22 protein-coding genes and 1 pseudogene are annotated in these 24200 nt (G+C 61.8%); 13 read left to right on the top strand and 10 right to left on the bottom strand.

Annotated features, from left to right (window positions below):
• Positions 1-16 precede the first annotated feature (16 nt).
• From U5G49_RS29680 to U5G49_RS29695, 4 genes are read right to left on the bottom strand one after another with little or no spacing between them, the layout of a single operon-like run.
• A complete protein-coding gene (locus tag U5G49_RS29680) occupies positions 17-799 on the bottom strand; it encodes an amino acid ABC transporter ATP-binding protein (protein WP_193442687.1) in 783 nt (260 codons plus the stop codon).
• 1 nt (position 800) lies between these two features.
• The gene (locus U5G49_RS29685) at positions 801-1448 is read right to left on the bottom strand and encodes an amino acid ABC transporter permease (RefSeq protein ID WP_193442685.1); all 648 of its coding nucleotides are present in this window, start codon (positions 1446-1448) and stop codon (positions 801-803) included.
• Entirely contained in the window at positions 1445-2098 is a 654-nt protein-coding gene (locus U5G49_RS29690) for an amino acid ABC transporter permease (protein WP_193442683.1), read from the bottom strand. Before U5G49_RS29690 ends, U5G49_RS29685 begins: the two co-directional genes overlap by 4 nt.
• Positions 2099-2119: 21 nt before the next feature.
• Complete coding sequence (locus U5G49_RS29695; protein WP_193442681.1) at positions 2120-2965, bottom strand: transporter substrate-binding domain-containing protein; 846 nt, start codon at positions 2963-2965, stop codon at positions 2120-2122.
• 127 nt (positions 2966-3092) lie between these two features.
• On the opposite strand from U5G49_RS29695, the gene U5G49_RS29700 reads away from it, so the two are divergent.
• Complete coding sequence (locus U5G49_RS29700) at positions 3093-4031, top strand: LysR family transcriptional regulator (protein ID WP_193442679.1); 939 nt, start codon at positions 3093-3095, stop codon at positions 4029-4031.
• Between the two features lie 101 nt (positions 4032-4132).
• Here U5G49_RS29700 and U5G49_RS29705 read toward each other — a convergent pair whose 3' ends face one another.
• The 4 genes from U5G49_RS29705 to U5G49_RS29720 form a co-directional block, all read right to left on the bottom strand.
• Entirely contained in the window at positions 4133-5407 is a 1275-nt protein-coding gene (locus tag U5G49_RS29705) for an NAD(P)/FAD-dependent oxidoreductase (RefSeq protein WP_193442677.1), read from the bottom strand.
• Between the two features lie 13 nt (positions 5408-5420).
• The gene (locus tag U5G49_RS29710) at positions 5421-6089 is read right to left on the bottom strand and encodes a haloacid dehalogenase type II (RefSeq protein WP_193442674.1); all 669 of its coding nucleotides are present in this window, start codon (positions 6087-6089) and stop codon (positions 5421-5423) included.
• Positions 6090-6261: 172 nt separating this feature from the next.
• The gene (gene otnC / locus U5G49_RS29715; RefSeq protein WP_193442672.1) at positions 6262-6936 is read right to left on the bottom strand and encodes a 3-oxo-tetronate 4-phosphate decarboxylase; all 675 of its coding nucleotides are present in this window, start codon (positions 6934-6936) and stop codon (positions 6262-6264) included.
• Between the two features lie 16 nt (positions 6937-6952).
• Positions 6953-7951, bottom strand: a complete 999-nt coding sequence (locus tag U5G49_RS29720) for a LacI family DNA-binding transcriptional regulator (RefSeq protein ID WP_193442669.1) — start codon at positions 7949-7951, stop codon at positions 6953-6955.
• A gap of 240 nt (positions 7952-8191) precedes the next feature.
• On the opposite strand from U5G49_RS29720, the gene U5G49_RS29725 reads away from it, so the two are divergent.
• The 11 genes from U5G49_RS29725 (at position 8192) to U5G49_RS29775 (ending at position 21137) form a co-directional block, all read left to right on the top strand.
• Positions 8192-9508: an MFS transporter gene (locus tag U5G49_RS29725; protein ID WP_193442667.1), complete on the top strand. Its 1317-nt coding sequence runs from the start codon at positions 8192-8194 to the stop codon at positions 9506-9508.
• A 68-nt stretch (positions 9509-9576) separates the two neighbouring features.
• Positions 9577-10521, top strand: coding sequence for an L-threonate dehydrogenase (gene ltnD / locus U5G49_RS29730; RefSeq protein ID WP_193442665.1), 945 nt, complete (start codon positions 9577-9579; stop codon positions 10519-10521).
• Positions 10522-10535: 14 nt separating this feature from the next.
• Positions 10536-11312 (top strand): 2-oxo-tetronate isomerase, encoded by a 777-nt coding sequence (gene otnI / locus U5G49_RS29735; RefSeq protein ID WP_193442663.1) that lies wholly within the window; start codon positions 10536-10538, stop codon positions 11310-11312.
• A gap of 3 nt (positions 11313-11315) precedes the next feature.
• On the top strand, positions 11316-12596 hold the full coding sequence (otnK, locus tag U5G49_RS29740) for a 3-oxo-tetronate kinase (protein ID WP_193442661.1): 1281 nt from the start codon (positions 11316-11318) through the stop codon (positions 12594-12596).
• 155 nt (positions 12597-12751) lie between these two features.
• Positions 12752-13588 carry a GNAT family N-acetyltransferase gene (locus U5G49_RS29745; RefSeq protein WP_193442658.1) on the top strand — a complete coding sequence of 279 codons (837 nt, stop codon included), beginning with the start codon at positions 12752-12754 and terminating at the stop codon, positions 13586-13588.
• 13 nt (positions 13589-13601) lie between these two features.
• The gene (locus U5G49_RS29750; RefSeq protein WP_193442656.1) at positions 13602-14978 is read left to right on the top strand and encodes an aspartate aminotransferase family protein; all 1377 of its coding nucleotides are present in this window, start codon (positions 13602-13604) and stop codon (positions 14976-14978) included.
• 216 nt (positions 14979-15194) lie between these two features.
• Positions 15195-15908 (top strand): HAD-IA family hydrolase, encoded by a 714-nt coding sequence (locus U5G49_RS29755; protein WP_193442654.1) that lies wholly within the window; start codon positions 15195-15197, stop codon positions 15906-15908.
• Between the two features lie 63 nt (positions 15909-15971).
• Positions 15972-17582, top strand: a complete 1611-nt coding sequence (locus U5G49_RS29760; protein WP_193442652.1) for an ABC transporter substrate-binding protein — start codon at positions 15972-15974, stop codon at positions 17580-17582.
• Positions 17583-17671: 89 nt separating this feature from the next.
• Positions 17672-18622: an ABC transporter permease gene (locus U5G49_RS29765; protein WP_028742929.1), complete on the top strand. Its 951-nt coding sequence runs from the start codon at positions 17672-17674 to the stop codon at positions 18620-18622.
• Positions 18619-19485: an ABC transporter permease gene (locus U5G49_RS29770; RefSeq protein WP_193442649.1), complete on the top strand. Its 867-nt coding sequence runs from the start codon at positions 18619-18621 to the stop codon at positions 19483-19485. The genes U5G49_RS29765 and U5G49_RS29770 overlap by 4 nt, the downstream gene beginning before the upstream one ends.
• Positions 19482-21137, top strand: a complete 1656-nt coding sequence (locus U5G49_RS29775; RefSeq protein WP_193442647.1) for an ABC transporter ATP-binding protein — start codon at positions 19482-19484, stop codon at positions 21135-21137. The genes U5G49_RS29770 and U5G49_RS29775 overlap by 4 nt, the downstream gene beginning before the upstream one ends.
• 372 nt (positions 21138-21509) lie before the next feature.
• Here U5G49_RS29775 and U5G49_RS29780 read toward each other — a convergent pair whose 3' ends face one another.
• Positions 21510-21986: an Lrp/AsnC family transcriptional regulator gene (locus U5G49_RS29780; protein ID WP_018445089.1), complete on the bottom strand. Its 477-nt coding sequence runs from the start codon at positions 21984-21986 to the stop codon at positions 21510-21512.
• A 217-nt stretch (positions 21987-22203) separates the two neighbouring features.
• Here U5G49_RS29780 and U5G49_RS29785 point away from each other — a divergent pair, with 217 nt between their 5' ends.
• Complete coding sequence (locus U5G49_RS29785; RefSeq protein WP_193442645.1) at positions 22204-23529, top strand: NAD(P)/FAD-dependent oxidoreductase; 1326 nt, start codon at positions 22204-22206, stop codon at positions 23527-23529.
• A 112-nt stretch (positions 23530-23641) separates the two neighbouring features.
• Here the strand turns inward: U5G49_RS29785 and U5G49_RS29790 are convergent.
• A pseudogene (locus U5G49_RS29790) lies at positions 23642-24199 on the bottom strand (alpha/beta hydrolase); the annotation flags it as partial.
• Position 24200 lies beyond the last annotated feature (1 nt).

The following is a 24200-nucleotide window of genomic DNA, read 5'->3' on the forward strand; positions in this document are numbered from 1 at the left end:
TCTTCCTTTCAAGATATCAAAATGCGCGTTCGCGCCAGGTTTGCAGGAATTGCGAAAGGCGCTCGCTCTTTGGCGCTGCGAAAAGCGTTTGCGGCGAGCCTTCCTCAACAATGCGTCCGCCATCCATGAAGACGACGCGGTTGGCCGCGTGAGCGGCAAACCCCATTTCATGCGTGACGATGAGCATGGTCATGCCTTCGGCAGCGAGCGCTCTCATGACCGAGAGCACCTCGCCCACCAGTTCCGGGTCCAGCGCCGAGGTCGGCTCGTCGAACAGCATCACTTTCGGTTTCACGGTAAGCGCTCGGGCGATTGCCACGCGCTGCTTCTGCCCACCGGAAAGACTTTCGGGACGACGGTCGGCGAAAGCTGCGAGCCCCACCTTGGCTAGCGCCGCATGCCCGGTTTCTTCTGCCTCGGCGCGAGGGACGCGGTGGACGAGCCGGAGCGCAAGTGTCACGTTGTCGAGCACGTTCATATGCGGCCAGAGATGGAAATGCTGGAATACCATGCCAAGTGGACGTCGGACGTCGGCTAGCTCCTTCGCGCCGGCACGTTCGCGCCCCAGGGGCGTTTCCCGCCAGCCCATCATCCGGCCGAACACATTCACCTCGCCGGCGTCGTAGGGATCAAGAAAGGCGATGGAACGCAGGAGCGTGCTCTTGCCCGAGCCGGAGGGACCGATGATGCAAGCGACATCGCCGGCATGAATATCAAGATCGATACCGTTCAGTACCGTTCTTTCGCCGAAGCGTTTCTCAAGTCCGCGAACCGATATCGCCGCCGGTCTTGTCGTCATGTCAGGAGCCTTTCGCTGCAAGGCGGCGCTCTGCGTATAAGCCGAGCCGCGCAATGGTTTCGACGAGCGCCCAATAAAGCAGAGCGACGGTGAGGTAGGGAGTGACGACCGCGAAACTGATGGAACTGATGGCTCCTGCAACCTTTGTCAGTTCACCGAGTGTGATGACGGACAGAACAGCAGATTCCTTCACCAGATTGATCGCCTGCCCGACGGAGGGGGGAAGCGTCAATTTTATCGCCTGCGGCAGTTCCACATGCAGGAGCGCCTGGCCGGGTGTGAGGCCGAGCATAGCGGCCGCCTCGCATTCGCCCTTCGGCACCGCATCGAGCCCAGCCCGGAAAATTTCCGCGAAAGGCCCCGCGCCATAAAGACCGAGACCGACAATGCCGGTGACATAGGGACTGAGCACCAAACCGAATTGCGGGCCGCCGTAGTATAGAAGGAAGAGCACCAGTGCCAGAGGTGCGCCACGGGCGAATTCGACATAGACCCTGACCGTCAGGGACAGGAACCGCAAGCGGCTGCGAAGGGACAATGCCAGCAAGACGCCGACCAGAACGGCAATGCAAATTCCGAGAACCGACACGGCGGTCGTGGTGGCAAGACCGGAGAGATAAAACGGAAGATCATTGAAAAAGCCGATCATCGTAGTCTGGCCCCTTGGGTCAGGCGGCGCTCCACCAGAAGACCAATACCGGCCAGAACCGCGCCAATTCCCACATAGAGCAGGAGAGCGGAGGCATAGGCCTCCAACGGACGGAACGTAGAAGCCGCGACTTGCTGTGCCCTGCGGGTGACGTCCATGACCGCGATAACTGAAACCAGGGACGAATTCTTCACCAGCGCCTGCATTTCTCCGACAAGCGCCGGCAGCATCTTGCGCACAGCTTGCGGCACCTCGATGCGCAAGAAGGTTTGAGCCGCCGTCAAGCCAAGCATTTTGGCCGCCTCAATCTCACCTCTCGGCACCGCCAGCAGCCCGGCACGGTAGATTTCCGATTGGAAAGCCGCGGTGTTAAGCGCCAGCGCCAAGGTGGCGGCAACTGGTGGCTCCAGTTCCAGGCCGAGAAACGGCAGCAGATAGAAGACGACGAGAAGCTGGACGAGAATCGGCGTGCCACGCCAGAACGAGACATACAGCCCCGCTACGGCACGCGGCAGCCGACCGCCGCGCGAGGCGGCTGCAAGCAGCACAGCCAGCGGCCCGCCGAGCAGAAGCGCCGAAAAGCTGACCGTGACCGTGGTGAAGAGACCATTGAGAAGAGCCGGCCAGACGTCCGCCAGTATCCTGTCCATGACCGGTTCTCCCCTTACCCTTCACTCAGTGGCGGGAAGCGCTTCCGGCAGTTCCATCGGGGCGCCAAACCACTTTTTCTGCAGTTCGGCAAGCTTGCCGGATTTGTTGAGCTTGAGGAGTTCCGCATCGATCAGCGCGTTGAGCGAGGCGCTGTCGGCGTCGTTGCGGCCGGCCCATGAGAAATAGGTCTTCGGTCCGAAGGTGGGCAGCACGACTTCGAAGATATCCGGCCGCTGACGCGCCGCTTCAAGCAGGTTCGGCAATGAGTTGACGACGGCATGGATGCGACCCGCGGCAAGGTCCGCATAGGCTTCGGAGAAGTCGGTATAGGTTGAAACGGTTACATCGCCCTTACCGGCAGCTTTCAGTTCCGTCGCGAATGCCTCAAGCGCCGCGAGTTGGGCGGAACCCGCCTGTGAACCGACTGGTTTGCCGGCAATATCTTCCGGTTTGGCGATTTCGGCATCGCCCTTTCGTTTTAGGACAGCCATCGTGGCATCCGCGATCGGTACAGAAAGATGATAAGCCTTCATTCGCTCCGGCGTGACCGTGACCGAGGTGACGACGAAATCGAAGCGGCTAGCAGCAAGACCAGGCAGGATACCCTGCCAGGGCAGATCGAGTCGCTTCAGCTCGACTCCTGGCAGCTCTTTCATGACTTCGTCCATGATGTCGGCGGAATAGCCAACGATCTTCCCATCTTCGACAAATTCGAACGGCGCAAAACGTGCCTCGGTGGCAACGGTGAAAACCTTCGCGGCCTTGATTTTGTCGAGCAGGTCGGCCGCGTGCGCGACTGGCGCAGCCATGGCGATAGCAAGCGCGGCGCCCACCAGAAGAATTTTCGAATTCCGAATGGCTTTCATAGTCTCGTTCCCCTGTTTCTTCGGGATCGCTTCGTGATCTCCGACGAATAGAAAAGCATGGACAATAGCGCAGAAAAATAGGAAAATAATGGAGTTTACATCAGAATTATTAATGTTAGGAAAGCAGATGCTACTGGCTCAATCCGACCTCCGCTCCTTGACGGTGTTTCGCTCAGTCGTGGAGCATAAGAGTTTTCTCGGCGCACAAATCGCGCTCGGCGTCAGCCAGTCCGCCATCAGCTTCCACATCAAGGCTCTGGAAGATCGCTTGGGTTTCAAGCTGTGCCGACGCGGCCGCTCAGGTTTCGAGCTGACGGATCGTGGCGTCATCGTACACGAGCGATCGAAAGGGCTTTTTCTGGCTCTTAATGCCTTCGAGAGCGACATTGGCACGCTCAAAAACCGGATTACCGGCACACTGAGGCTTGGCCTGGTCGACAACACCATCACTGACAGCGACCTGCCGATCCACCGGATGATCGCTCGCATTAGTGAGAAGGCCCCGGAAGCCCGCATTGAACTGGCAATCGACTCTCCGGATGCATTGCTTTCCGAAATCGCCAACGGCGGACTCGACATCGCGCTTCTGCCGGAAACGCAACCCTATCAGGGTCTGAAGCTCTCGCGATTTCGGGAGGAAATCCATTCACTCTACTGCGCTCGAGGTCACCCACTCTTCAAGCAAGCGGAGGCCGGGTTGACGATAGAACACATCGAATCTTTCGATTTCGTTGTGCGGCCATACGCCAACATGCGTGAATTGCAATTCTTTCCGCAGGCACGAGCTCGCTCTGTAGCCTCCAATATGGAGGCCCAAGCCATGTTCATCATGTCGGGACACTATCTCGGTTACTTGCCGGACCACTATGCACGCGACTGGGTTCAGAAAGGTTCCTTCCGGTCACTTATGCCGGACGAAACTCGAATTCACTCCACATTCGTCATAGCCACGCGCTCCGCAGAAAAACCCTCGACCATCCTCGACTTCTTCATCCGCGAACTGGCAGGCATTGCCTCCGAATCCTTGCACAAGGGGCAATCTCCTGCTGCGGGGAGCGTGGTGTAGCTATAGGGTCTACGCCCAATCCCCCGGTTAAGGATTGGCGATAGGTTGTTCACGGTTTCGCAGACACAGCTGTCGCCCCGCAGCTTTGGATCGATCAGGCCTTACTGGAAGCGGTCGAGCGTCTTGTAATAAAGCCCGACGAGCGGCAGGAACCACGGTTTGCCGAAATGGCCGGGGACGGCGGGCCAATCGAGCCCCTTGATCGGGTTACGGTCGGCCTTGCCGAGGATGGCGTCGGCCATGATCATGCCGAGATGGGTGGAGAGCTGGGCGCCGTGGCCGGAATAGCCCATGGCATACCAGACGCCATCGACATAGCCGGCACGCGGATAGCGGTCCTTCGTCATGTCGACCAGCCCGCCCCAGCAATAGTCGATCTCGACGCCGGCAAGCTGCGGGAAGATTTCGGCCAGGCTGGCGTGCAGAATGTCGCCGCTCCTTGCGTCCGAGCGCTGATCCGACGTGGCGGAAAACCGGGCGCGACCGCCGAAGATCAGCCGCTTGTCGGGCGACAGCCGGAAATAGTTGCCGATGTTCATCGACGTGACGCAGGTGCGGTTACCCGACATCGTATCGGCGATTTCGGCGTCGGTCAGCGGACGGGTGGCGATCAGGAAGCTGCCGACGGAAATGAACCGGCGGCGGAAATAATTAAAGAGCGAGGGCGTATAGGCGCCTGTCGCGACCATCACGTGGTCCGCGGTGACAGTGCCTCGTGCGGTCGTCAGGCTGTGGTGACCGTTGCCCTGCCGATGCGCGCTTACCGCCGCCCTTTCAAAGATGACGGCGCCATGACGGGCGGCCGCAGTGGCGAGCCCGGCGACATAACGGCCCATATGCATCATCGCGCTCTTCTTGGATAACATGGCGCCATGGAAGGGCGACCCGACCTCGTTTTTCAGGTCACTCGCCGTCAGAAGTGCCGTGTCCGGATCGACTTCTCTGTGAACAGCCTCGAAATTGCGGGCAATGGCATCGAAATGCTGCGGCTTGGAAGCGAGCTTCAGCTTGCCGGCGCGGCGGAAATTGCAGTCGATTCCCTCTTCGGCAATGATCGCCTCGATCGTATCGATGGAATCGTCGAACGCCTTGTAGAGGGCGACGGCCCGCTCCACGCCGAGTGCGGATTTGGCGGACAGGAAGCTGTGGGCGAGCCCATTGTTGAGGTGGCCACCATTGCGTCCCGACGCTCCCCAGCCGACCCGTTCGGCCTCCAGCACCACGACCTTGACGCCGGCCTTCGCGAGCTGGCGCGCTGCGGCAAGCCCGGTGAAGCCGGCGCCGATGACGGCGACGTCGTAATGTCCTTCGACGGGGCCGTGAGCGCCGCCGGCAAAGGCTGGTGCCGTGTCGTGCCAGTAGGATTCGAACTGCATCCGCGTGTCTCCGTCAGAGCCCGACGACGCCAGGCAGGCCCGAGATGTCAGGAATTTCGACATAACCGTAATAGGGGTTGGCCGGCTCATGGCCGCGATTGACCCAAACCTTGTTCTTGATGCCGAGATCGTGGGCCGACATCAGGTCGTAGCGGAAGGAGGACGAGCAATGCAGCACATCTTCCGGCCCGCAGCCCAGCATATCGAGCATATATTCAAAGCCCTTGAAGCGTGGCTTATAGGACTGCGCCTGCTCGGCGGTATAGACAGCATGGAAGGGCGCGCCCAGCTTTTCGACGTTCGACATGATCTGCGAATTCATGGCGTTGGAGAGGATGACCAAAGGGATTTCCTTGGCGACCTTGGCAAGACCGGCCGGGACATCCGAATGCGGCCCCCAGGTCGGAACCCGCTCATAGATCATCCGGGAGGCTTCATCGCGAAATGTCACGCCATTGCGCTTGCATGTCCGCTCGAGCGAATTGTGCACCACCTCGGCATAGGGTTTCCAATCGCCCAGGATCTCGTCGAGCCGATAGGCGGCGAAATTCTTGATGAACTCCGCCATGCGCCGCTCGTCGAGCTCTTCGCCGTAGAGGTCGCGCGCCGCTTCCGCCATTTGAAAGTTGGTCAGCGTGCCGTAGCAATCGAAGGTGATGTATTTCGGACGGAACGTCGTCATCTGCTTATCCTTGAGCGATCGGAACTGGGGACGTGTCACAATCATAGGCACCGCTTCACCCACAGCTCGCCTGAATTGGCGGCATCGGAAGCAGAATCTATCGTATCGAAAGCGGGGTTTGGCAGAAGGTTGCGCGCTTACCCGCAGTCAACGGCCGGCGGAGTGAACACCTTCAATCGTCGTCGTGATCGTGATCGTGATGCGACGGAAGGTCGAGGCCGAAGGTGTTGACGAGATCGGCCACCTGCGCCGGGCTGAGGAAACGGGGGTTGAGGTTGCGCAACAGCAGATAGAGCTTCGCCGTTTCCTCCAGTTCCTCGGTCGCAAAGACCGCCGCCTCCAGGCTGTCGCCGGCAACAACAGGTCCGTGATTGGCCAGAAGCACCGACGAATACTTGCCCGCCAGCCCGCGGATGGCGTCGGCCACCGCCGGATCGCCGGGACGATAATAGGGCACGAGCGCGGTTTCGCCGGCGCGCATGAGATAATATGGCGTCATCGGCGGCAGGGCGGCGCGCGGATCGATCTCCGGCAGCATGGTCAGTGCCACCGCGTGGGTGGAGTGAAGATGGACGATGGCGCGGGCGCTGCCGCGCGTATCGTAAAGGGCGGTGTGCAGCGGGATCTCCTTGGTCGGCTTGTCGCCGGACAGAAGCCGGCCTTCGGCATCAAGCCTGGAGATCCGTGCCGGGTCGAGAAAGCCGAGCGAGGCGTTGGTCGGCGTAACCAGCCAGCCACCATCCTCCAGTCGCAACGATATGTTGCCCGACGAACCGGGCGTCAGCCCGCGTTCGAACAGCGAGCGGCCGTATCGGCAGATTTCCTCACGCAGGCGCGCGTCGGACATGACAGTTCCTCCAATATTACGCGGTTGCCCCTTCGATCAGTTCAAAGCCGAGATCGACGGCCTGCGGCGGCGCATTGGCAACGACCAACTGCGCGGCTATCTGCCCCGTCGCCACACGCGGCGTTCGGATGGTCGATAAGGGTTGCGGTATTGCCCGGCCGATATCGAGGCCGTTATAGCCGAAAATGGCGAGCTTCGAGGGGATCGTGATCCCCTCGGCCAAACAGTGAAAATAGCCGCCCAGCGCCATATCGTCGTTGGAGAAATAAACCGCATCGAGATCGGTCGTCCGGGCAAGCAGCCGCTCCAGCCCCAACCTGCCGTTTTCCACGGACGAGGCGCCTGGGAGAATTTCGCGGGCGACGAGCGGGGCGTCATGCGCATCGAGCGTTTCGCAAAAGCTGGAAAACCGCTTGCCGGCACGGGTATCGCGGTTCAGGTCGTGACCGACATAGCCGATCCGGCGATAACCCCGTTTGAGCAGGAAGGCAGCGCTCTCCCGCCCGGCTGCGCGGTTCGAGAAGCCGACCGCGATATCGAGAGCATCGCCGTCGAGATCGAGCAGTTCGACGACCCGGCACCCGCTGGCGCGCAGCATCTTCACCGTGCCCTCGGTATGCTCGTATCCCGCCAGCATGACCGCCGCCGGCCGCCAGGCAAGCATCGCGGCGGCGAGCGCTTCCTCCTTGCCCGGATCATAATCGGTCACGGAGAAAACCGCCTGGTACCGGTTTTCCTCCAGAACGGCGCTGGCACCGCGCAGCACATCGGGAAAGACGATGTTGGACAGCGAGGGAATGACGAAGGCGATAAGACGCGAACCGGTGGAGGCCAGCGTTCCCGCGATCCGGTTCGGCACATAGCCCAGCCGCTCGACGGCGGCTATCACCCGCTCCCGCGTCTTGCCGGAAAACGAGCCGTGGTTGCGCAGTACGCGCGACACCGTGCTCTCGCCAACACCGGCCGCCTCCGCGACCTCGGCGAGCGTTACCGTCGGTTGATGTTTGAATTCCATCGTTACGTTTGAACCCGACTGTTGGGGTGGTTGCCCGGCCTGCCCGCCCGATGACCACCGCGTTGCCACCATTTTTCACCGCTCCCGCCAAGAAGCAAGGTTTTTTTGGCAGCGCTACCAATTTGCTGTTGGCAGCGCTGCCAAAATGGATTAATGAAAATGGCAGCGCTGCCAAAAAGTGGCTCGGCGTGCCGCGGGAGGATCGACAGGAGACCGCGGCAACAATCGGAGGAGAAAATCATGACGCTGCAGACGCAGGCGCCAGTCGTTGGCGCACATCCCGCCCAGACGCTCGAAGATCGCGCCTATGGCAAGGTATTCTGGCGCATCGTACCCTTTTTGATGCTGTGCTACGTGGTCGCCTATCTCGACCGCGTCAATGTCGGTTTCGCCAAGCTGCAGATGTCGAGCGAGCTCGGCCTCTCGGAAGCCGCCTATGGCATCGGCGCGGGCATTTTCTTCATCGGCTATTTTCTGTTTGAAGTGCCGAGCAACATCATCATGAACAAGGTTGGCGCACGGGTGTGGATCGCCCGCATCATGCTCACCTGGGGCGTCATTTCCGCCGCTTTCATGTTCACCTCGTCGGAAACCGTCTTCTATGTCCTGCGTTTCCTGCTGGGCGTTGCGGAAGCCGGATTTTTCCCCGGCATCATTCTCTATCTGACCGCGTGGTATCCGGCCCACCGCCGCGCCAGGATCATCACCACCTTCATGTCGGCGATCCCGATATCCGCCATTTTCGGCAATCCGCTTTCGGGCCTCCTGATGGACAGTTTTCACGGCACGCACGGACTTTCCGGCTGGCAGTGGATGTTCCTGATCGAAGCCATTCCGGCCATTCTTTTCGGCGTTGCGACGTTCTTCTACCTTGATGATACGATCCAGGGCGCGAAATGGCTGAACGATGAGGAAAAAGGCGTGCTGACGGCCAATATCGAGGCGGAGAACCGGGCCAAGACGGCAAGCCCGCACAGCATCGGCGCAACGCTGACCGACCGTCGCGTCTGGCTGATGTGCCTGATCTATTTCTGCTTCGTGCTCGGGCAATATGGCCTGAATTTCTGGATGCCGACCATCGTCAAGGCCTCGGGCGTCAGCGGAAACCTCAATATCGGCCTGATTTCCGCGATCCCCTATATCTGCACATTCGTTGCCATGCTGGCGCTCGGACGTTCCGCCGACAGGCTGCGCGAACGCCGCTGGCACCTCGTCGTCCCGGCCCTCATCGCCGCCTGTGGTTTTGTCGCGGCGACCATGGCGACGAGCACGACGGTCTCGATTGTCTGCCTCTCGCTGGCGGCAGCGGGTGCGATTAGTTGCGCGCCGCTGTTCTGGTCGCTTCCGACGGCTTTTCTTGCCGGCACGGGCGCTGCGGCCGGCATCGCCTGGATCAATTCGGTCGGCAATCTCGCCGGGTTTCTTGGGCCGTTTCTGGTAGGCTATCTCAAAGACTTCACCGGCACCAACAGCGCCGGCATGTATCTGCTGGCAGCTGCGTTGGTCATTGGTTCGCTGGCCGTGTTGACGGTTCCTGCGAAAACCGTCAATCGCTAAACCACAGCCCCTCCGGGATGGCACCGGAGGGGCGCATACCTTTCCTCACAAGACTGGAGAACCTCCTCATGCCACCGCTTGCTGAAAACTCGGGCTCGGCCGTTGTCGCAGCCGTCATCGGTCTTGGTTCCATGGGGCTTGGAATGGCCCAGTCGATGAAGCGTGCAGGTCTCGACGTCGTTGGATATGACATCACGCCGGCGGCAGTGGACCGCTTCATCGCCGATGGCGGACGTGGCGCGGCGACCCCTGCCGCTGCGGCAAAGGACGCCGACATCGTCGTCTCCGTGGTCGTCAACGGCGCGCAGACCGAGGCCGTGTTGTTCGGGCCTCAAGGCGTCGCGCGAACGATGAAGCCCGGTGCCGTCTTCATCTCGTCGGCCACCATGGATCCCGCCGTCGCGCGCGATCTGGCCCAGCGGGTGGAGGCTCTCGGCCTGCATTATCTCGACGCGCCGATTTCGGGCGGCGCGGCCAAGGCGGCGCGTGGCGAACTGACGATCATGGCATCCGGCTCCAGACAGGCCTTCGATACGGCACGCCCGGGTCTCGACGCCATGGCCGCCAAGGTCTACGAGCTCGGCGACGAGGCCGGAAAAGGCGCGGCCTTCAAGATGATCAACCAGCTTCTCGCCGGCGTGCACATTGCGGCCGCCTGTGAGGCCATAACCTTTGCCGCCAAGCAGTGCCTCGACCTCGACAAGGTCTATGAGGTGATCACCGCTTCGGCCGGCAATTCCTGGATGTTCGAAAATCGCGTGCCGCACGTGCTGGCCGGCGACTATACTCCGCTCAGCAGCATCGAGATTTTCGTCAAGGATCTCGGTATCGTCCAGGACATGGCCCGCTCCGAGCGTTATCCCGTACCGCTCGCGGCAGCCGCCTTGCAGATGTATCTGGCCGCCTCCGGGGCGGGCATGGGCCGTGACGACGATTCCTCGCTCGCACGGCTCTATGCCAAGCTTTCCGGCGCTGAATTGCCCAGCACCACCAAAGAGCCGCAGAGCCTGTAAAAGGAACGCAAGACATGCCGGTTTTCGCCGCCAACCTGACGATGATGTTCAACGAATGGGCGTTCCTCGATCGCTTCGACGCCGCAGCCGATGCCGGCTTTGCCGCCGTCGAATACCTGTTTCCCTACGGAGCCACACCGGAGGCAATCGCCGACCGGCTTGCCCGCAACAATCTGCAGCAGGCCTTGTTCAACCTGCCGCCGGGCGACTGGGCAGCAGGCGAACGTGGCATTGCGGCTCTTCCCGGACGGTTCGATGCGCTGAAAGCCGATGTCGAGCGGGCACTGGACTATGCGGCGGCGACAGGCGTCAGACGGTTGCACCTAATGGCAGGCATCGCCGACCCTCATGACGAAGACGCCGTCTCCTGTTACCGGCGCTCCGTCACCTATGCTGCCGGGCGGCTTGCTGAAAAGGGCATCGATCTTCTGCTCGAGCCGATCAACGGGCGAAACATGCCGGGATATTTCCTCAACGACTTCGGCGCCGCCGAGCGGCTGATTGCCGAATGCGGCCTGCCGAACCTGAAGCTCCAGTTCGACATCTATCACCATCAGATCATCCATGGCGATGTCACCATGGCGTTGCGACGCCTGCTGTCGATCACCGGCCATATCCAGATCGCCAGCGTGCCGTCACGCAACGAACCGGACGGGGAGGAGCTGAACTATGCCTATCTGTTCGGCGAAATCGACCGCCTGGGTTATGACGGTTTCATCGGCTGCGAATACATCCCGCGCGGCCACACACTGGACGGTCTTGGCTGGTTCAAACCTTTTGCACGGAGCTAGACGATGGCTATTTTGCTCGGATCAATCGCTGACGACTATACGGGTGCGTCCGACCTCGCCAACACGCTGACGAAGAACGGTCTGCGCACGGTACAGACGGTCGGCATCCCTGATCCGGCGCTGGCGCTGCCGGATGTCGACGCCGTGGTCGTTTCCCTGAAGATCCGCTCCCTCCCGGCCCCGGATGCCGTGACGGCCGCGACCTGTGCCGAGCGGTGGCTGCGCCAGCGGGGTGCAGGCCATGTGCTTTACAAGATCTGCTCGACCTTCGATTCCACCGATGCCGGTAATATCGGTCCGGTCACCGAGGCTTTGAGCGAGGCGGCCGGCGGCGGCGTCGTGGTGGTGACGCCAGCCTTCCCGGAAACGGGACGCACCGTCTATCTTGGCCATCTCTTCGTCGGTGGTCAGCCGCTGAACGAAAGCCCGCTCAAGGACCACCCCCTCAATCCGATGCATGACGCCAATCTCGTGCGGGTTCTCACCCGACAATCGCGCAATGCTGTCGGACTGATCGATCTCACGACCATCGCGGCCGGACCGGGCGTCGTCAAGGCGAGGCTCGATGCCCTGCGCACGGCAGGCATCACCGCTGTGATCGCCGATGCAATTTTCGAACGGGATCTTGAAACACTCGGCGAGGTCGCGTTGGAAACGCCAGTGTCCACCGGTGCGTCCGGCCTCGGCCTCGGCCTTGCCCGCGCGCTCGTCCGTTCCGGCCGGATATCGTCCGACGGCGCAACGACGACGGACGCCATTCGCCCGGTGGGCGGGCTTTCCGCGATCGTTGCCGGCAGTTGCTCCAAGGCGACGCTCCACCAGCTCGACGTCGCCGAACGGTCGATGCCCGTCCTGCGGCTCGACCCGGAGCGGCTGCTTGCCGGTCCCGATGAGATCGCCGCGGCGATTTCCTGGGCCGGAGACCGCATCTCCGCCGGCCCCGTCGTCATCGCCGCGAGCGCTGCGCCTGAAACCGTGTCCCGGCTGCAATCGCTCCATGGACGAGAGGCCTCCGGCCACGCAATCGAGACCGCGACGTCGATCATCACAGCCGAACTGGTGGAGAGAGGCGTGCGGCGCCTCGTGGTCGCAGGCGGCGAAACCTCGGGCGCGGCGGTCGACAGGCTCGCCATTCCGGCATTTCTGATCGGCCCGGAGATTGCGCCCGGTGTGCCGGTGCTGCGCACGGTCGGCAATGCGCAGGGCGATATGCTTCTGGCGTTGAAATCAGGAAACTTCGGAGGCGAGGATTTCTTTACGGCAGCGCTGTCGATGATGCACTGACAGGGCCTGGATCCGATGAATATCGATCGGTTCTAGCATAAGATGCGGCGCCCCATGACAGCAACGCCATAAGATACTGCTTGAACCATGGCCTTCAGACGATCTGCCCGCCGGCGCTCCGGCAGACTGGCGGGTACGATATGAAGGACGCCCCCATGCAAGCAAGTCAGATCGAAATCGTCCCGTTCGGCCCCGACCATCTGGAAGCCGCCGTCGCGCTCTCAAGACAGGCGGGCTGGCCGCATCGGACGGAAGACTGGCAGCTGGCGCTCGCCTTGAGCGACGGGATGGTTGCGGTCGAGGATGGCAGGGTCGTCGGCACCGTCCTCGTCACGCCGTACAAGGGCGATTGTGCGACGATCAATATGGTCATCGTCGACGAGACGATGCGCGGCAGGGGTCTCGGCCGGAAACTCATGGACGCCGCATTGCTGGCCGCGGGAGACCGGCCGCTGAGGCTGGTGGCGACGACGGCAGGTCTGCCGCTCTACCAAAAGCTTGGCTTCCACGAGACGGGAACCGTGCTGCAGCACCAGGGCCTTGCCGGAGAAATCGCCGCGCCGGCGGAAACGGAAGCCGCTACCGACGCCGACCTCCCTGCTATCGCGGCACTCGACCGCCTTGCCTTCGGCGCCGACCGCGAAGGGCTGCTCTCTTATTTCACCGGGATCGGCGGGTTCGCCGTCATTCGTCGCGGTGGCCGCCTCTCCGGCTTCGCGTGTCTGCGTCCCTTCGGCCGCGGTGAAGTGATCGGACCCGTGGTGGCCGCCGACCTCGGTCAGGCCAGGAAACTCATCGAACATTTCATCGCCAGACGGCCTGGGCGGTTCCTCAGGGTCGACACCACTGCCGAGACCGGGCTTTCCCCATGGCTCGCCGAACACGGGCTCGCCCATGTTGGCGGCGGAATCACGATGAGAAACCCGTTGGCCAACGACGCCGCCGATCCGACTGCCACCACCTTTGCCCTCGCCAGCCAGGCGCTCGGCTGATCCGGAGATCTCCATGTACAGCAATTCCCTCATCGAACTCGATCGCGCCCACCTCATTCATCCGGTTGCCTCCTACCGCGGCCACGAAAAGCTTGGCGTGCGCGTGCTGGCCTCGGCCAAAGGCGCGACGGTCACCGACGCCTCCGGCAAGCAACTGATCGACGGCTTCGCCGGCCTCTGGTGCGTCAATGCCGGTTACGGCCACGAGAGCATCGTCGAGGCGGCGGCCCGGCAGATGCGCGAGCTTCCCTATGCGACGGCCTATTTCGGCCTCGGCTCCGAGCCCGCGATCCGGCTTGCCGGCGAACTCGCCGACCGCGCGCCGGGCGATCTCAACCATATCTATTTCACCCTCGGTGGTTCCGATGCGGTGGACAGCACGGTCCGCTTCATCCGCTACTACTGGAATGCCCGAGGACAGCCTGAGCGCGATCAATTCATCTCGGTCGAACAGGGCTATCACGGCTCCTCGACAGTCGGCGCGGGTTTGACCGCGCTGCCTGCCTTCCATGCCGGCTTCGGTCTTCCCTTCGACTGGCAGCATAAAATTCCGTCTCATTACGCCTATCGCAACCCGGCGGGCGACAATCCGCAGGCGATCATCGACGCCTCGCTTGCGGCGCTGAAAAGCAAGGTCGAGGCGATCGGGCCGGAACGTGTTGCCGCTTTCTACGTCGAGCCGATCCAGGGCTCGGGCGGCGTTCTGGTGCCGCCGAAAGGCTGGATGAAAGCCATGCGCGAATTCTGCCGCGCACACGACATCCTTTTCGTGGCGGACGAGGTGATCACCGGCTTTGGTCGCACCGGCCCGCTTTTTGCCTGCAGCGAGGATGAGATCGTGCCCGATTTCATGACGACCGCCAAGGGTCTCACCTCGGGCTACGTCCCCATGGGCGCCGTCTTCATGGCCGATCACGTCTATCAAACGATCGCCGAGGGCGCGGGTGCTGCCGCCGTCGGCCATGGCTATACCTATTCGGCCCATCCCGTCAGCGCAGCGGTCGGCCTGGAAGTCCTGAAGCTTTATGAAAATGGCCTTCTCGAAAACGGCGTCAGGGCCGGTGCGCGGCTGATGCAGGGCCTGGAGTCGCTGAGAGATCATCCGCTCGTCGGCGATGTCCGCGGCCGCGGCATGCTGGCCGCCGTCGAACTCGTGGTCGACAAGGTGAACAAGACGCCGTTGCCGGCATCCGCCGAACCCTCCCGCCGCATCTTCGATCGCGCCTGGGAGAACGGCCTCGTCATCCGCGCCTTCGGCAATGGTGTGCTTGGCTATGCTCCGCCGCTCTGCTGCACCGAAACGGAGATAGACGCGATCGTCGAACGCACCCGCATCACGCTGGACGAGACGCTGGAGGACCCGGATGTGCGTCGGGCGCTGCAGGCCTGAGAATATCGCGAAACGGTCAGATTCGGTATTTTGTGCCGCCTCATGATGCCTATTCGGCGAATCCGGTGCGGTGCAGGTGACACACTGAAATCAACGAAAGGCCGCGGCAGAAGCCGGCCTTCCATACAAGAGCGGGACAAAGACCCCGCCAGCGGAACAGAATTTTCTTCTTCGAGAAGCCGAGCTCCCATCGGAGCCGAACACTGGGGAATTCACGTGAGCAAAAGCCTTCCGGAATTCAAATACCTGACCTTCGACGTCGTCGGCACGCTCATCGACTTCGAAGGCGGCATCAAGACCTGCCTCGCCGAGATCGCGACCGAGGCGGGGACTGAAATCGACGGCGAGCAGGCTCTTAGCCTTTACCGTGCAGCCCGCTACTCCGAGGATGCCGACCTCTTCCCCGACGACCTCGTGCGCGTCTACCTCTCGATCGCGCCAAAGCTCGGCCTGCCCGCCGATCAAAAATATGGCGAACGGCTGCGGGATTCGGCCAAGCGCTGGAAGGGTTTTGCAGACAGCGCCGCAGCGCTGACAAGTCTTGCGAAGGATTACCGTCTCGTTGCGATGACCAACGCCCGCCGCTGGGCATTCGATTTCTTCGAGAAGGAACTCGGCAATCCCTTTTATGCCGCCTTCACCGCGGATGATACCGGGACCGAGAAACCCGATCCCGCATTCTTCGAGACGGTATTCGACTACGTCGCCTCGGAAGGACATTCAAAGGACGACATCCTGCATGTCGCCCAGAGCCAGTACCACGACATCGGGATTTCCCGGAAACTCGGGCTGACCAATTGCTGGATCGAGCGGCGACATGCCGAGAAGGGTTACGGCGGTACGATCGAGCCGGCCGAGTTCACCAAACCCGACTACCATTTCACCTCCATGGCCGGCCTTGCCGATGCCGTGGCCGCCGCGCGCGCCTGACTTTGAAAGCAGATCGGACCTGCCCGGAACGGGCAGCCCGCCACACAAGAAAAGGGGAATGAGATGAACGACAAGATTACTAATTGGACCAGATCCGACGACGCCATGGTCGAAACCGCCATCCGTCGTGGCGCCACTCGTCGCGAGTTGCTGCATATGATGCTAGCGGGCGGCGTGGCCATATCAGCTGGCGGGCTCGTGCTTGGCCGCGCCGGCAAGGCGCTCGCCGCTACGCCCGTTTCCGGCGGCTCGCTCAAGGCGGCCGGCTGGTCGTCCTCCACAGCCGATACGCTCGACCCCGCCAAGGCGTCACTCTCCACCGACTATGTCCGGTGCTGCTCCTTCTATAACCGCCTCACCTTCCTCGACAAATCAGGCACGCCGCAGATGGAGCTTGCCGACGCGATCGAGTCCAAGGATGCGAAGACCTGGACGGTCAAGCTGAAGAGCGGCGTCACCTTCCATGACGGCAAGCCGCTGACCGCCGACGACGTGGTTTTTTCGCTGAAGCGCCATCTCGACCCGGCCGTCGGCTCGAAGGTCGCCAAGATCGCCGCCCAGATGACCGGCTTCAAGGCGGTCGACAAACAGACCGTCGAGATCACACTCGCCAGCCCGAATGCCGACCTGCCGACCATTCTATCGATGCATCACTTCATGATCGTTTCCGACGGCACGACCGATTTCACCAAGGCCAACGGCACCGGCGCTTTCGTCAAGGAAGTCTTCGAGCCGGGCGTTCGCTCGGTCGGGATCAAGAACAAGAACTACTGGAAATCCGGCCCGAATGTCGATTCCTTCGAATATTTCGCCATCAGCGACGACAATGCCCGTGTCAACGCACTGCTTGCGGGCGACATCCATCTTGCAGCCACCATCAATCCGCGCTCTATGCGCCTCGTCGAGGCCCAGGGCGACGGCTTCACCTTGTCTAAGACGACGTCCGGCAACTATACCAATCTCAACATGCGACTGGATATGGAGCCTGGCAATAAGCGGGACTTCATCGAGGGCATGAAGTATCTCGTCAACCGCGAACAGATCGTCAAATCGGCGCTGCGCGGTCTCGGTGAAGTCGGCAACGATCAACCCGTTTCACCGGCGAACTTCTATCATGACGCAGAGCTGAAAGCGCGAGCCTTTGATCCTGAGAAGGCGAAGTTCCACTTCGACAAGGCCGGCGTGCTTGGCCAATCCATCCCGATCATCGCTTCCGATGCGGCGAGCTCGTCGATCGACATGGCCATGATCATCCAGGCGGCCGGCGCAGAAATCGGCATGAAGCTCGACGTGCAGCGGGTGCCATCTGACGGCTATTGGGACAATTACTGGCTCAAGGCGCCGATCCACTTCGGCAATATCAACCCGCGGCCGACCCCCGATATCCTCTTCTCCCTGCTCTACACCTCGGACGCTCCGTGGAACGAAAGCCACTACAAGTCGGAGAAGTTCGACAAGATGCTGATCGAGGCGCGCGGCTCTCTCGATCAAGACAAGCGCAAGACGATCTACAACGAGATGCAGGGCATGGTCGCCCAGGAAGCTGGTACAATCATTCCGGCCTATATCTCGAACGTCGATGCCACGACCGCCAAGCTCAAGGGCCTGGAAGCCAACCCGCTAGGCGGCCAGATGGGATACGCTTTCGCGGAATATGTCTGGCTTGAAGCCTGATACAGCAAAGCAGACTGGGGCTGCAGCCGCGCCCCAGTTCCTCCATCTGCATTGATGGAACTCAACTCGAACGCAAAGGGAAGACGCCCGTGAACCGCCAGGTCTTATCCCTTGTACTGAGCAGATTGTTCGTCGCCGTGATCACCCTGGTGATCGTCTCCTTCGCCGTCTTCTTCGCGACAACGCTGTTGCCTGGAGATACGGCGACGATCCTGCTCGGCCAAGCCGCCACGCCGGAAGCCGTCGAAGGCCTGCGCAAGGCCATGCATCTCGACGAACCGGCGCTCTTTCGTTTCCTGCGCTGGTTAGTCGGGCTGCTGCAAGGCGACCTCGGCACGTCCTATGCCAACGAAATGCCGATCGCCGCTCTCATCGCCGGCCGGTTCGTCAACACGCTGAAACTTGCAGGCGTCACCGCGCTTTTCTCCGTACCGATCGCGCTGACGCTCGGGATCACTGCGGCGATGCTGCGCGGCACCCTTTACGACCGGATCGTCACCGTGATCACCATCGGCGTCATATCCGTGCCGGAGTTCATGGTCGCGACCTCCGCAGCGCTCATCTTCGCCGTCTATCTGAAATGGCTGCCGGCGCTGTCTTTCGCCAATGAAGTCCACAGTCTGACCGACCTGTTGCGCGTCTATGCCATGCCGGTGATCACCCTCACCTTCGTCGTCTCGGCCCAGATGATCCGCATGACGCGCGCGGCTGTCATCGAGACGCTCAACACGCCCTATGTCGAGATGGCGCTGCTCAAGGGCGCCTCCCGGCCGCGCATCGTCTTTCGCCATGCGCTGCCCAATGCGCTGGGTCCGATCGTCAATGCCGTCGCGCTTTCGCTGTCCTATCTGCTCGGAGGCGTCATCATCGTCGAGACCATTTTCAACTATCCCGGCATCGCCAAGCTGATGCTGGATGCCGTCGCCACCCGCGACCTGCCGCTGATCCAGAGCTGCGCGATGATCTTCTGCCTGGGCTACCTGCTGCTGATCACCATCGCCGATATCATCGCCATCCTTTCCAATCCGAGGCTCCGATGACTATGACCAGTTCCGAAACCACCTCCGGCCGGCTGTCCGGAACCCCGTTTGGCTATCGCTTCAACATCGTCGGCGCGATCGGCTTCACCGTCATCTTCTTATGGGCGCTCGTCGCGATCTTCGCGCCATGGGTCATTCCCTACCCCGTCGGCGAGATCATCGATCTGGACTATTTCGGCCCGATGAGCCGGGAACTCTGGCTCGGCTCCGATTATCTCGGCCGCGACATGCTCTCGCGGATTCTGATGGGCGCGCGCTACACGGTCGGTATCTCGCTGGCGGCGGTCACGATCGCATGCTTCAGCGGCGTCGTGCTCGGCATGATCGCAGCGGTGGCCGGCGGCTGGCTGGACACGATCCTCAGCCGCTTCCTCGACGCTCTCAACTCCATCCCGAGCAAGCTGTTCGGCCTGGTGGTCGTCGCTGCCGTCGGCTCCTCGGTCCCGGTGCTGATCCTGACGCTGTCGGTGATCTACATCCCCGGCGCTTACCGCTTCGCCCGGGCGCTCGCCGTCAACATCAATGCGATGGATTTCATCACCGTCGCGCGCATCCGCGGAGAAAGCACCCTCTATCTCATTCGCTCGGAAATCCTGCCCAACATCGTCGGGCCTGTGCTTGCCGATCTCGGCATCCGCTTCGTCTTCATCGTTCTGCTCCTGTCTGGGCTTTCCTTCCTCGGCCTTGGCGTCCAGCCGCCCTATGCCGATTGGGGTGCGCTCGTGCGCGAGAATATCGGCGGCCTGCCATTCGGTGCGCCGGCGGTGATGTTTCCCTCGCTTGCCATCGCCAGCCTGACGATCAGCGTCAACCTGCTGATCGACAACCTGCCGCAGAAAATCCGCGACCGGAGTGTGTCATGAGCAATTTCATCGAAATCCGTGACCTGAAGGTCGAGGCCACCACCGATTCCGGCCGGCGCGTCGAGATCATCAAGGGTGTCAGCCTCGATGTTGCCGAGGGCGAGATCGTCGCGCTGATCGGTGAGAGCGGCTCGGGCAAGACAACAATCGCCCTGACTCTGATGGGCCATACCCGTGCGGGCTGTCGAATCTCCGGCGGCAGCGTTTCGGTCGGCGGCAAGGACATGGTCACGCTCAGCGAGAAGCAGCGCGCCAAGGTGCGCGGCACGGAAGTCGCCTATGTCCCGCAATCGGCAGCTGCCGCCTTCAACCCGGCCACATCGATCATGGACCAGGTGATCGAAGTCACGCGTATTCATCAGCTGATGTCGCCGGATGAGGCGCGTGCCCGGGCAGTCGAGCTCTTCCGGGCGCTGTCCCTGCCGGACCCCGAGACGATCGGCAGCCGTTATCCGCACCAGGTTTCCGGTGGCCAGCTGCAGCGTCTGGCCGCCGCCATGGCGCTGATCGGCGACCCGACCCTTGTCATCTTCGACGAGCCGACGACGGCGCTCGACGTGACGACCCAGATCGAAGTGCTGCGGGCTTTCAAGTCGGTCATGAAGAAGGGTGGTATCGCCGGTGTTTATGTCTCGCACGACCTTGCCGTCGTCGCCCAGATCGCCGACCGCATCGTGGTCTTGAAAGGCGGAGAGACCCAGGAAACCGGTACCACCGACGAAATACTCAACAACGCCAAGCACCCTTATACCAGGGAGCTCCTCGCGGCCTTCGAACCGAAACCGCGCGGCGCAACTGGCCCCGCCGAACCCGCGACGGCTACCCTGCTGAGCATCGAAGGTCTTGTCGCGGGCTATGGGCAGCGCCAGGCTGATGGCCTGCCACTCGTTCGCGCGGTCGAGCATGTGAGCCTGAAGGTGGAAAAAGGCCGTAATCTCGGCATTATCGGCGAATCCGGTTGCGGCAAGTCGACGCTCGCCCGCACCATCGCCGGCATCCTGCCGGCGGCCGTCGGCAAGATCGTCTTCGACGGCACGGAACTGCATCGCAACGCGCGCGAGCGTTCGCGCGATGAGTTGCGCGAGATGCAGATCGTCTTCCAATATGCCGATACCGCACTCAACCCGGCAAAATCGGTCGAGGACATCCTCGACAGACCTTTGGTCTTTTACCACCGCATGGATCGAAAGGCGCGGAACGCCCGGATCGATCAACTGCTCGACATGGTGCGCCTGCCCCGCAACCTGCGCCATCGCCGGCCGGGCGAACTCTCGGGTGGGCAGAAGCAGCGCGTCAACTTTGCGCGGGCGCTTGCTGCCGATCCGAAGCTGATCCTCTGCGACGAGATCACCTCGGCGCTCGACACGGTGGTCGCCGCAGCGGTCATCGACCTGCTCAAGGAATTGCAGCGCGAACTAGGCCTCTCCTACATCTTCATCAGCCACGACCTCTCGGTGGTGGAGGCAATCTGCGACGAGATCGTCGTGATGTATGGAGGCCGGAAGGTCGAAGAAATCACATCCTCGACGGTGAAGGCGCCGCAACATCCCTATTCGCAACTGCTCTTCTCATCGGTGCCGACGCTCGATCCGGCCTGGCTCGACGGGCTCCAGCAGGATCCGGAGCTGGTGCGGGCCTATTGCCGGCACTGAGCGCCGATTCAAGGTGTTACCGCGCCGCCCCTCTCGAAACCAGAAGCAAGGCGCTTGCCAGACCCAGCGCGCACCCGGGCAGGTCATGTTGAAAAGCCTGGGTTCCACGGCAAGAGATCTGCAAGTGGCAGCGAACATCGCTTCGGAAAGAAAGCCCGAAATTCTGTCGTAAGTCCTTCCAACCAATCGAAACTTATATTTACGGGGAGAACAACCTGCGACAGGGAGAATCGGCATCTGCGCAGGACCGATTAAGATCGGAGAGATGCAGTTGGGCGAAGTCGGTCCGGAACCCTGAGAGATTGCGCTGGGACACTCGGCCAAGGGGAGTTTGCGGATCAGGAGCGGGCTCCGGCTGCGGTCACTCGCCGGCTAAAGCGGAAACAAGGTGGTGAGCGGCATGTGGGCTTTGACGATCGGCGATTTCAGCACGACGAAACTGAAATACTTGTCGATGCCGACGTCCAGGTCGGTCAATCGCTCCATGATCGTCTGGTATTCGTCGATGCCGGCGGTGACGAATTTCAGCAGATAATCGTAGCCGCCCGAAACCAGATGGCATTCGATCACCTGGTCGACCTTCTCGATCGCCGCCAGGAAGCGGGCGAAATCGATCTGCCGATGGTTCTTCAGGGTGATCTCGGTGAACACCGTCAGCGTCTGCCCGAGTTTGCTGACGTTGATCTGAGCCGAATAGCCTTCGATGTAGCCCTCCGACTGCAGCTTCTTCACCCGCATCAGGCAGGGGCTCGGCGACAGATTGACCAGTTCGGCGAGTTCCACATTGGTGACGCGGCCATTCTTCTGCAGTTCGTAGAGAATTTTTACGTCGATCCGGTCGAGTTTCATCGCACACGCCCTCAATGACGCAGCAGATTATGCTGCTTGTTTCCCGGCACCAACCTTAACACATGACGTTGGCCTGTCGATCGCGTTGCGAGACAGGCCGAAGCACAAACGGCTGCTCGTGTCCTCCCAACACGGAATCTTCTGCTGCCACCAACCGATCTCCGGCAAAGCCGTGGCGTCGGATCCGCTACACTACGGTTAAAACGGAGATTGTCCCATGCCCGCACCGCTCAATCGCGTCGACACCACGCCGGAACTGCCTTCCACTGCTGATGTCGTGGTCATCGGCGGCGGCATCGTCGGCGTTTTCGCGGCCTATTATCTCACCCGGCGCGGATTGAAGGTCGCCCTCGTCGAGAAGGGCCTGATCGGCGCCGAGCAATCGAGCCGCAACTGGGGCTGGTGCCGCCAGCAGAACCGGGACGCCCGTGAACTGCCGATGTCGACGAAGAGCCTCGACCTGTGGGAGCGCTTCGCCATTGAGACCGGGGAGGATACGGGCTTTCGTCGTTGCGGTCTCTTCTACCTCAGCAATAGCGATGAAGAACTGTCCGGCTGGGCCCGTTGGCGCGATTTCGCCCGCTCGGTCGGCGTCACGACACATATGCTGAGCAGCGCGGAGGCGACCGAACGCGGGCGTGCCACCGGCGCTTCATGGAAAGGCGGGGTGTTTTCGCCGACCGACGGCACCGCCGATCCGGCGAGCGCTGCGCCGGCCGTTGCACGTGCGATCCTTAAACTCGGGGGCACGGTGCATCAGTCCTGTGCAGCCCGCGGCATCGAGATCGAAGGCGGCAGGCTCTCGGGCGTCGTCACTGAGCATGGCACGATCCGCACGAAAATCGCGATCCTTGCCGGCGGCGCCTGGGCCTCCTCCTTCTGCCGCCAGCTCGGCATTCGGTTTCCGCAAGCCTCGATACGCTCCTCGATCCTCTCCGTATCTCCCGGCGCAAGCAGCTTGCCGGATGCGCTGCACACATCAGCCGTTTCGGTGACGCGACGCCGCGATGGCGGCCACACGCTGGCGATCAGCGGCCGCGCCCGCGTCGATCCGACGCCACAGCAGTTTCGCTTCGCGCGGCAGTTCCTGCCGATGTTTGCCCGGCGCTGGCGCAGTCTCGCACCAGGCGGGTTGGAGGGCTTTCGCTCGGGTCACGAATCTCTGGCACGCTGGCGGCTCGACAGGCCGACGCCGATGGAGCGCATGCGCATCCTCGACCCGATGGTCGATGAGGCCACCATTGCCCTTACCCATGCGCGGGCACTCGAGCTTCTGCCCGCCTTGAAGAAAACCGCCATCAGCGCGAACTGGGCGGGCTATATCGACAGCACGCCAGACGGCGTGCCGGGGATCGGCGAGATCGCCACCTTGCCCGGTTTCATCCTCGCTGCCGGCTTCAGCGGCCACGGCTTCGGCATCGGGCCAGGCGCCGGTCATCTGATCGCCGATATCGTCACGGGCGATGAGCCGATCATCGATCCCGGGCCTTACCACCCCGACCGGTTCGGGGGATCCGCCTGGGGCAAAGTCGCCGATTTTTAGGACGCGGTCGGCCTTTGCGCGACGTTCGACGACGCGGATCAGCACGACTTGGTATCGGCCATAGGAGCTGATGCATCACGCTTCGATCGCCACGACCACGGAAAAGCGGCGGTCAGGGGAAGGGTGATCGCTTCGGTTCCTCACCGGCATCATTGGCAATCAAGGCGCGCAATGCTGCCGCCACAGGTGTGCCAGCGACGGCGAGATCGCGTACCGTGGTCATGTGATTGCCGTCTGCGATCTGCGATGCCCGCACCTCAAGCCCTTGGGCGGCAAGAATGTCCCTGAACGCATTTGCCTGGATTCTGAACGGATCAGTTTCCAGTTCGCCGGTCATGATAGCGACACGCGTTGCAGGATCGTGCTCGTGACGCATGGGCGTAAACCGTCGCACCTCCTCGTCGCTCAAGGCGATCTCGTCACGCAGGAAAGACGTCTGCAGGGGTTCGAGATCGTAGAGCCCGCCCAGCAGGAAGGCAGCTATTACACCCAAAGGCGCTGGCGAGCGATGGAAGAGAAAGGTTGTAAGATGTGCACCGGCGGAGTGGCCGCTGACGGAAAACCGCTTTGACGTGGCGCCAAAACGATCGGCATGCGCCAGCAGGAAAGCCTTGGCTTTCAGGACCTGACCAACCAGGACGTCCATTCTCGCCCCGGGCATCAACGAATAA

The sequence above is a fragment of the Rhizobium indigoferae genome (assembly GCF_034554815.1).
GTDB lineage: Bacteria > Pseudomonadota > Alphaproteobacteria > Rhizobiales > Rhizobiaceae > Rhizobium > Rhizobium leguminosarum.

What these genes read in the sequence shown, in the direction of transcription:
- U5G49_RS29705 (WP_193442677.1), bottom strand. Translation starts at nt 5,407, where the DNA reads ATGCAGTTCGAATCCTACTGGCACGACACGGCACCAGCCTTTGCCGGC.
- U5G49_RS29780 (WP_018445089.1), bottom strand. Translation starts at nt 21,986, where the DNA reads ATGAAACTCGACCGGATCGACGTAAAAATTCTCTACGAACTGCAGAAG.
- U5G49_RS29695 (WP_193442681.1), bottom strand. Translation starts at nt 2,965, where the DNA reads ATGAAAGCCATTCGGAATTCGAAAATTCTTCTGGTGGGCGCCGCGCTT.
- U5G49_RS29720 (WP_193442669.1), bottom strand. Translation starts at nt 7,951, where the DNA reads ATGGAATTCAAACATCAACCGACGGTAACGCTCGCCGAGGTCGCGGAG.
- U5G49_RS29680 (WP_193442687.1), bottom strand. Translation starts at nt 799, where the DNA reads ATGACGACAAGACCGGCGGCGATATCGGTTCGCGGACTTGAGAAACGC.
- U5G49_RS29710 (WP_193442674.1), bottom strand. Translation starts at nt 6,089, where the DNA reads ATGACGACGTTCCGTCCGAAATACATCACCTTCGATTGCTACGGCACG.
- U5G49_RS29785 (WP_193442645.1), top strand. Translation starts at nt 22,204, where the DNA reads ATGCCCGCACCGCTCAATCGCGTCGACACCACGCCGGAACTGCCTTCC.
- otnC (WP_193442672.1), bottom strand. Translation starts at nt 6,936, where the DNA reads ATGTCCGACGCGCGCCTGCGTGAGGAAATCTGCCGATACGGCCGCTCG.
- otnI (WP_193442663.1), top strand. Translation starts at nt 10,536, where the DNA reads ATGCCGGTTTTCGCCGCCAACCTGACGATGATGTTCAACGAATGGGCG.
- U5G49_RS29770 (WP_193442649.1), top strand. Translation starts at nt 18,619, where the DNA reads ATGACTATGACCAGTTCCGAAACCACCTCCGGCCGGCTGTCCGGAACC.
- U5G49_RS29690 (WP_193442683.1), bottom strand. Translation starts at nt 2,098, where the DNA reads ATGGACAGGATACTGGCGGACGTCTGGCCGGCTCTTCTCAATGGTCTC.
- U5G49_RS29685 (WP_193442685.1), bottom strand. Translation starts at nt 1,448, where the DNA reads ATGATCGGCTTTTTCAATGATCTTCCGTTTTATCTCTCCGGTCTTGCC.
- U5G49_RS29760 (WP_193442652.1), top strand. Translation starts at nt 15,972, where the DNA reads ATGAACGACAAGATTACTAATTGGACCAGATCCGACGACGCCATGGTC.
- U5G49_RS29725 (WP_193442667.1), top strand. Translation starts at nt 8,192, where the DNA reads ATGACGCTGCAGACGCAGGCGCCAGTCGTTGGCGCACATCCCGCCCAG.
- U5G49_RS29750 (WP_193442656.1), top strand. Translation starts at nt 13,602, where the DNA reads ATGTACAGCAATTCCCTCATCGAACTCGATCGCGCCCACCTCATTCAT.
- U5G49_RS29700 (WP_193442679.1), top strand. Translation starts at nt 3,093, where the DNA reads ATGCTACTGGCTCAATCCGACCTCCGCTCCTTGACGGTGTTTCGCTCA.
- ltnD (WP_193442665.1), top strand. Translation starts at nt 9,577, where the DNA reads ATGCCACCGCTTGCTGAAAACTCGGGCTCGGCCGTTGTCGCAGCCGTC.
- U5G49_RS29775 (WP_193442647.1), top strand. Translation starts at nt 19,482, where the DNA reads ATGAGCAATTTCATCGAAATCCGTGACCTGAAGGTCGAGGCCACCACC.
- U5G49_RS29745 (WP_193442658.1), top strand. Translation starts at nt 12,752, where the DNA reads ATGCAAGCAAGTCAGATCGAAATCGTCCCGTTCGGCCCCGACCATCTG.
- otnK (WP_193442661.1), top strand. Translation starts at nt 11,316, where the DNA reads ATGGCTATTTTGCTCGGATCAATCGCTGACGACTATACGGGTGCGTCC.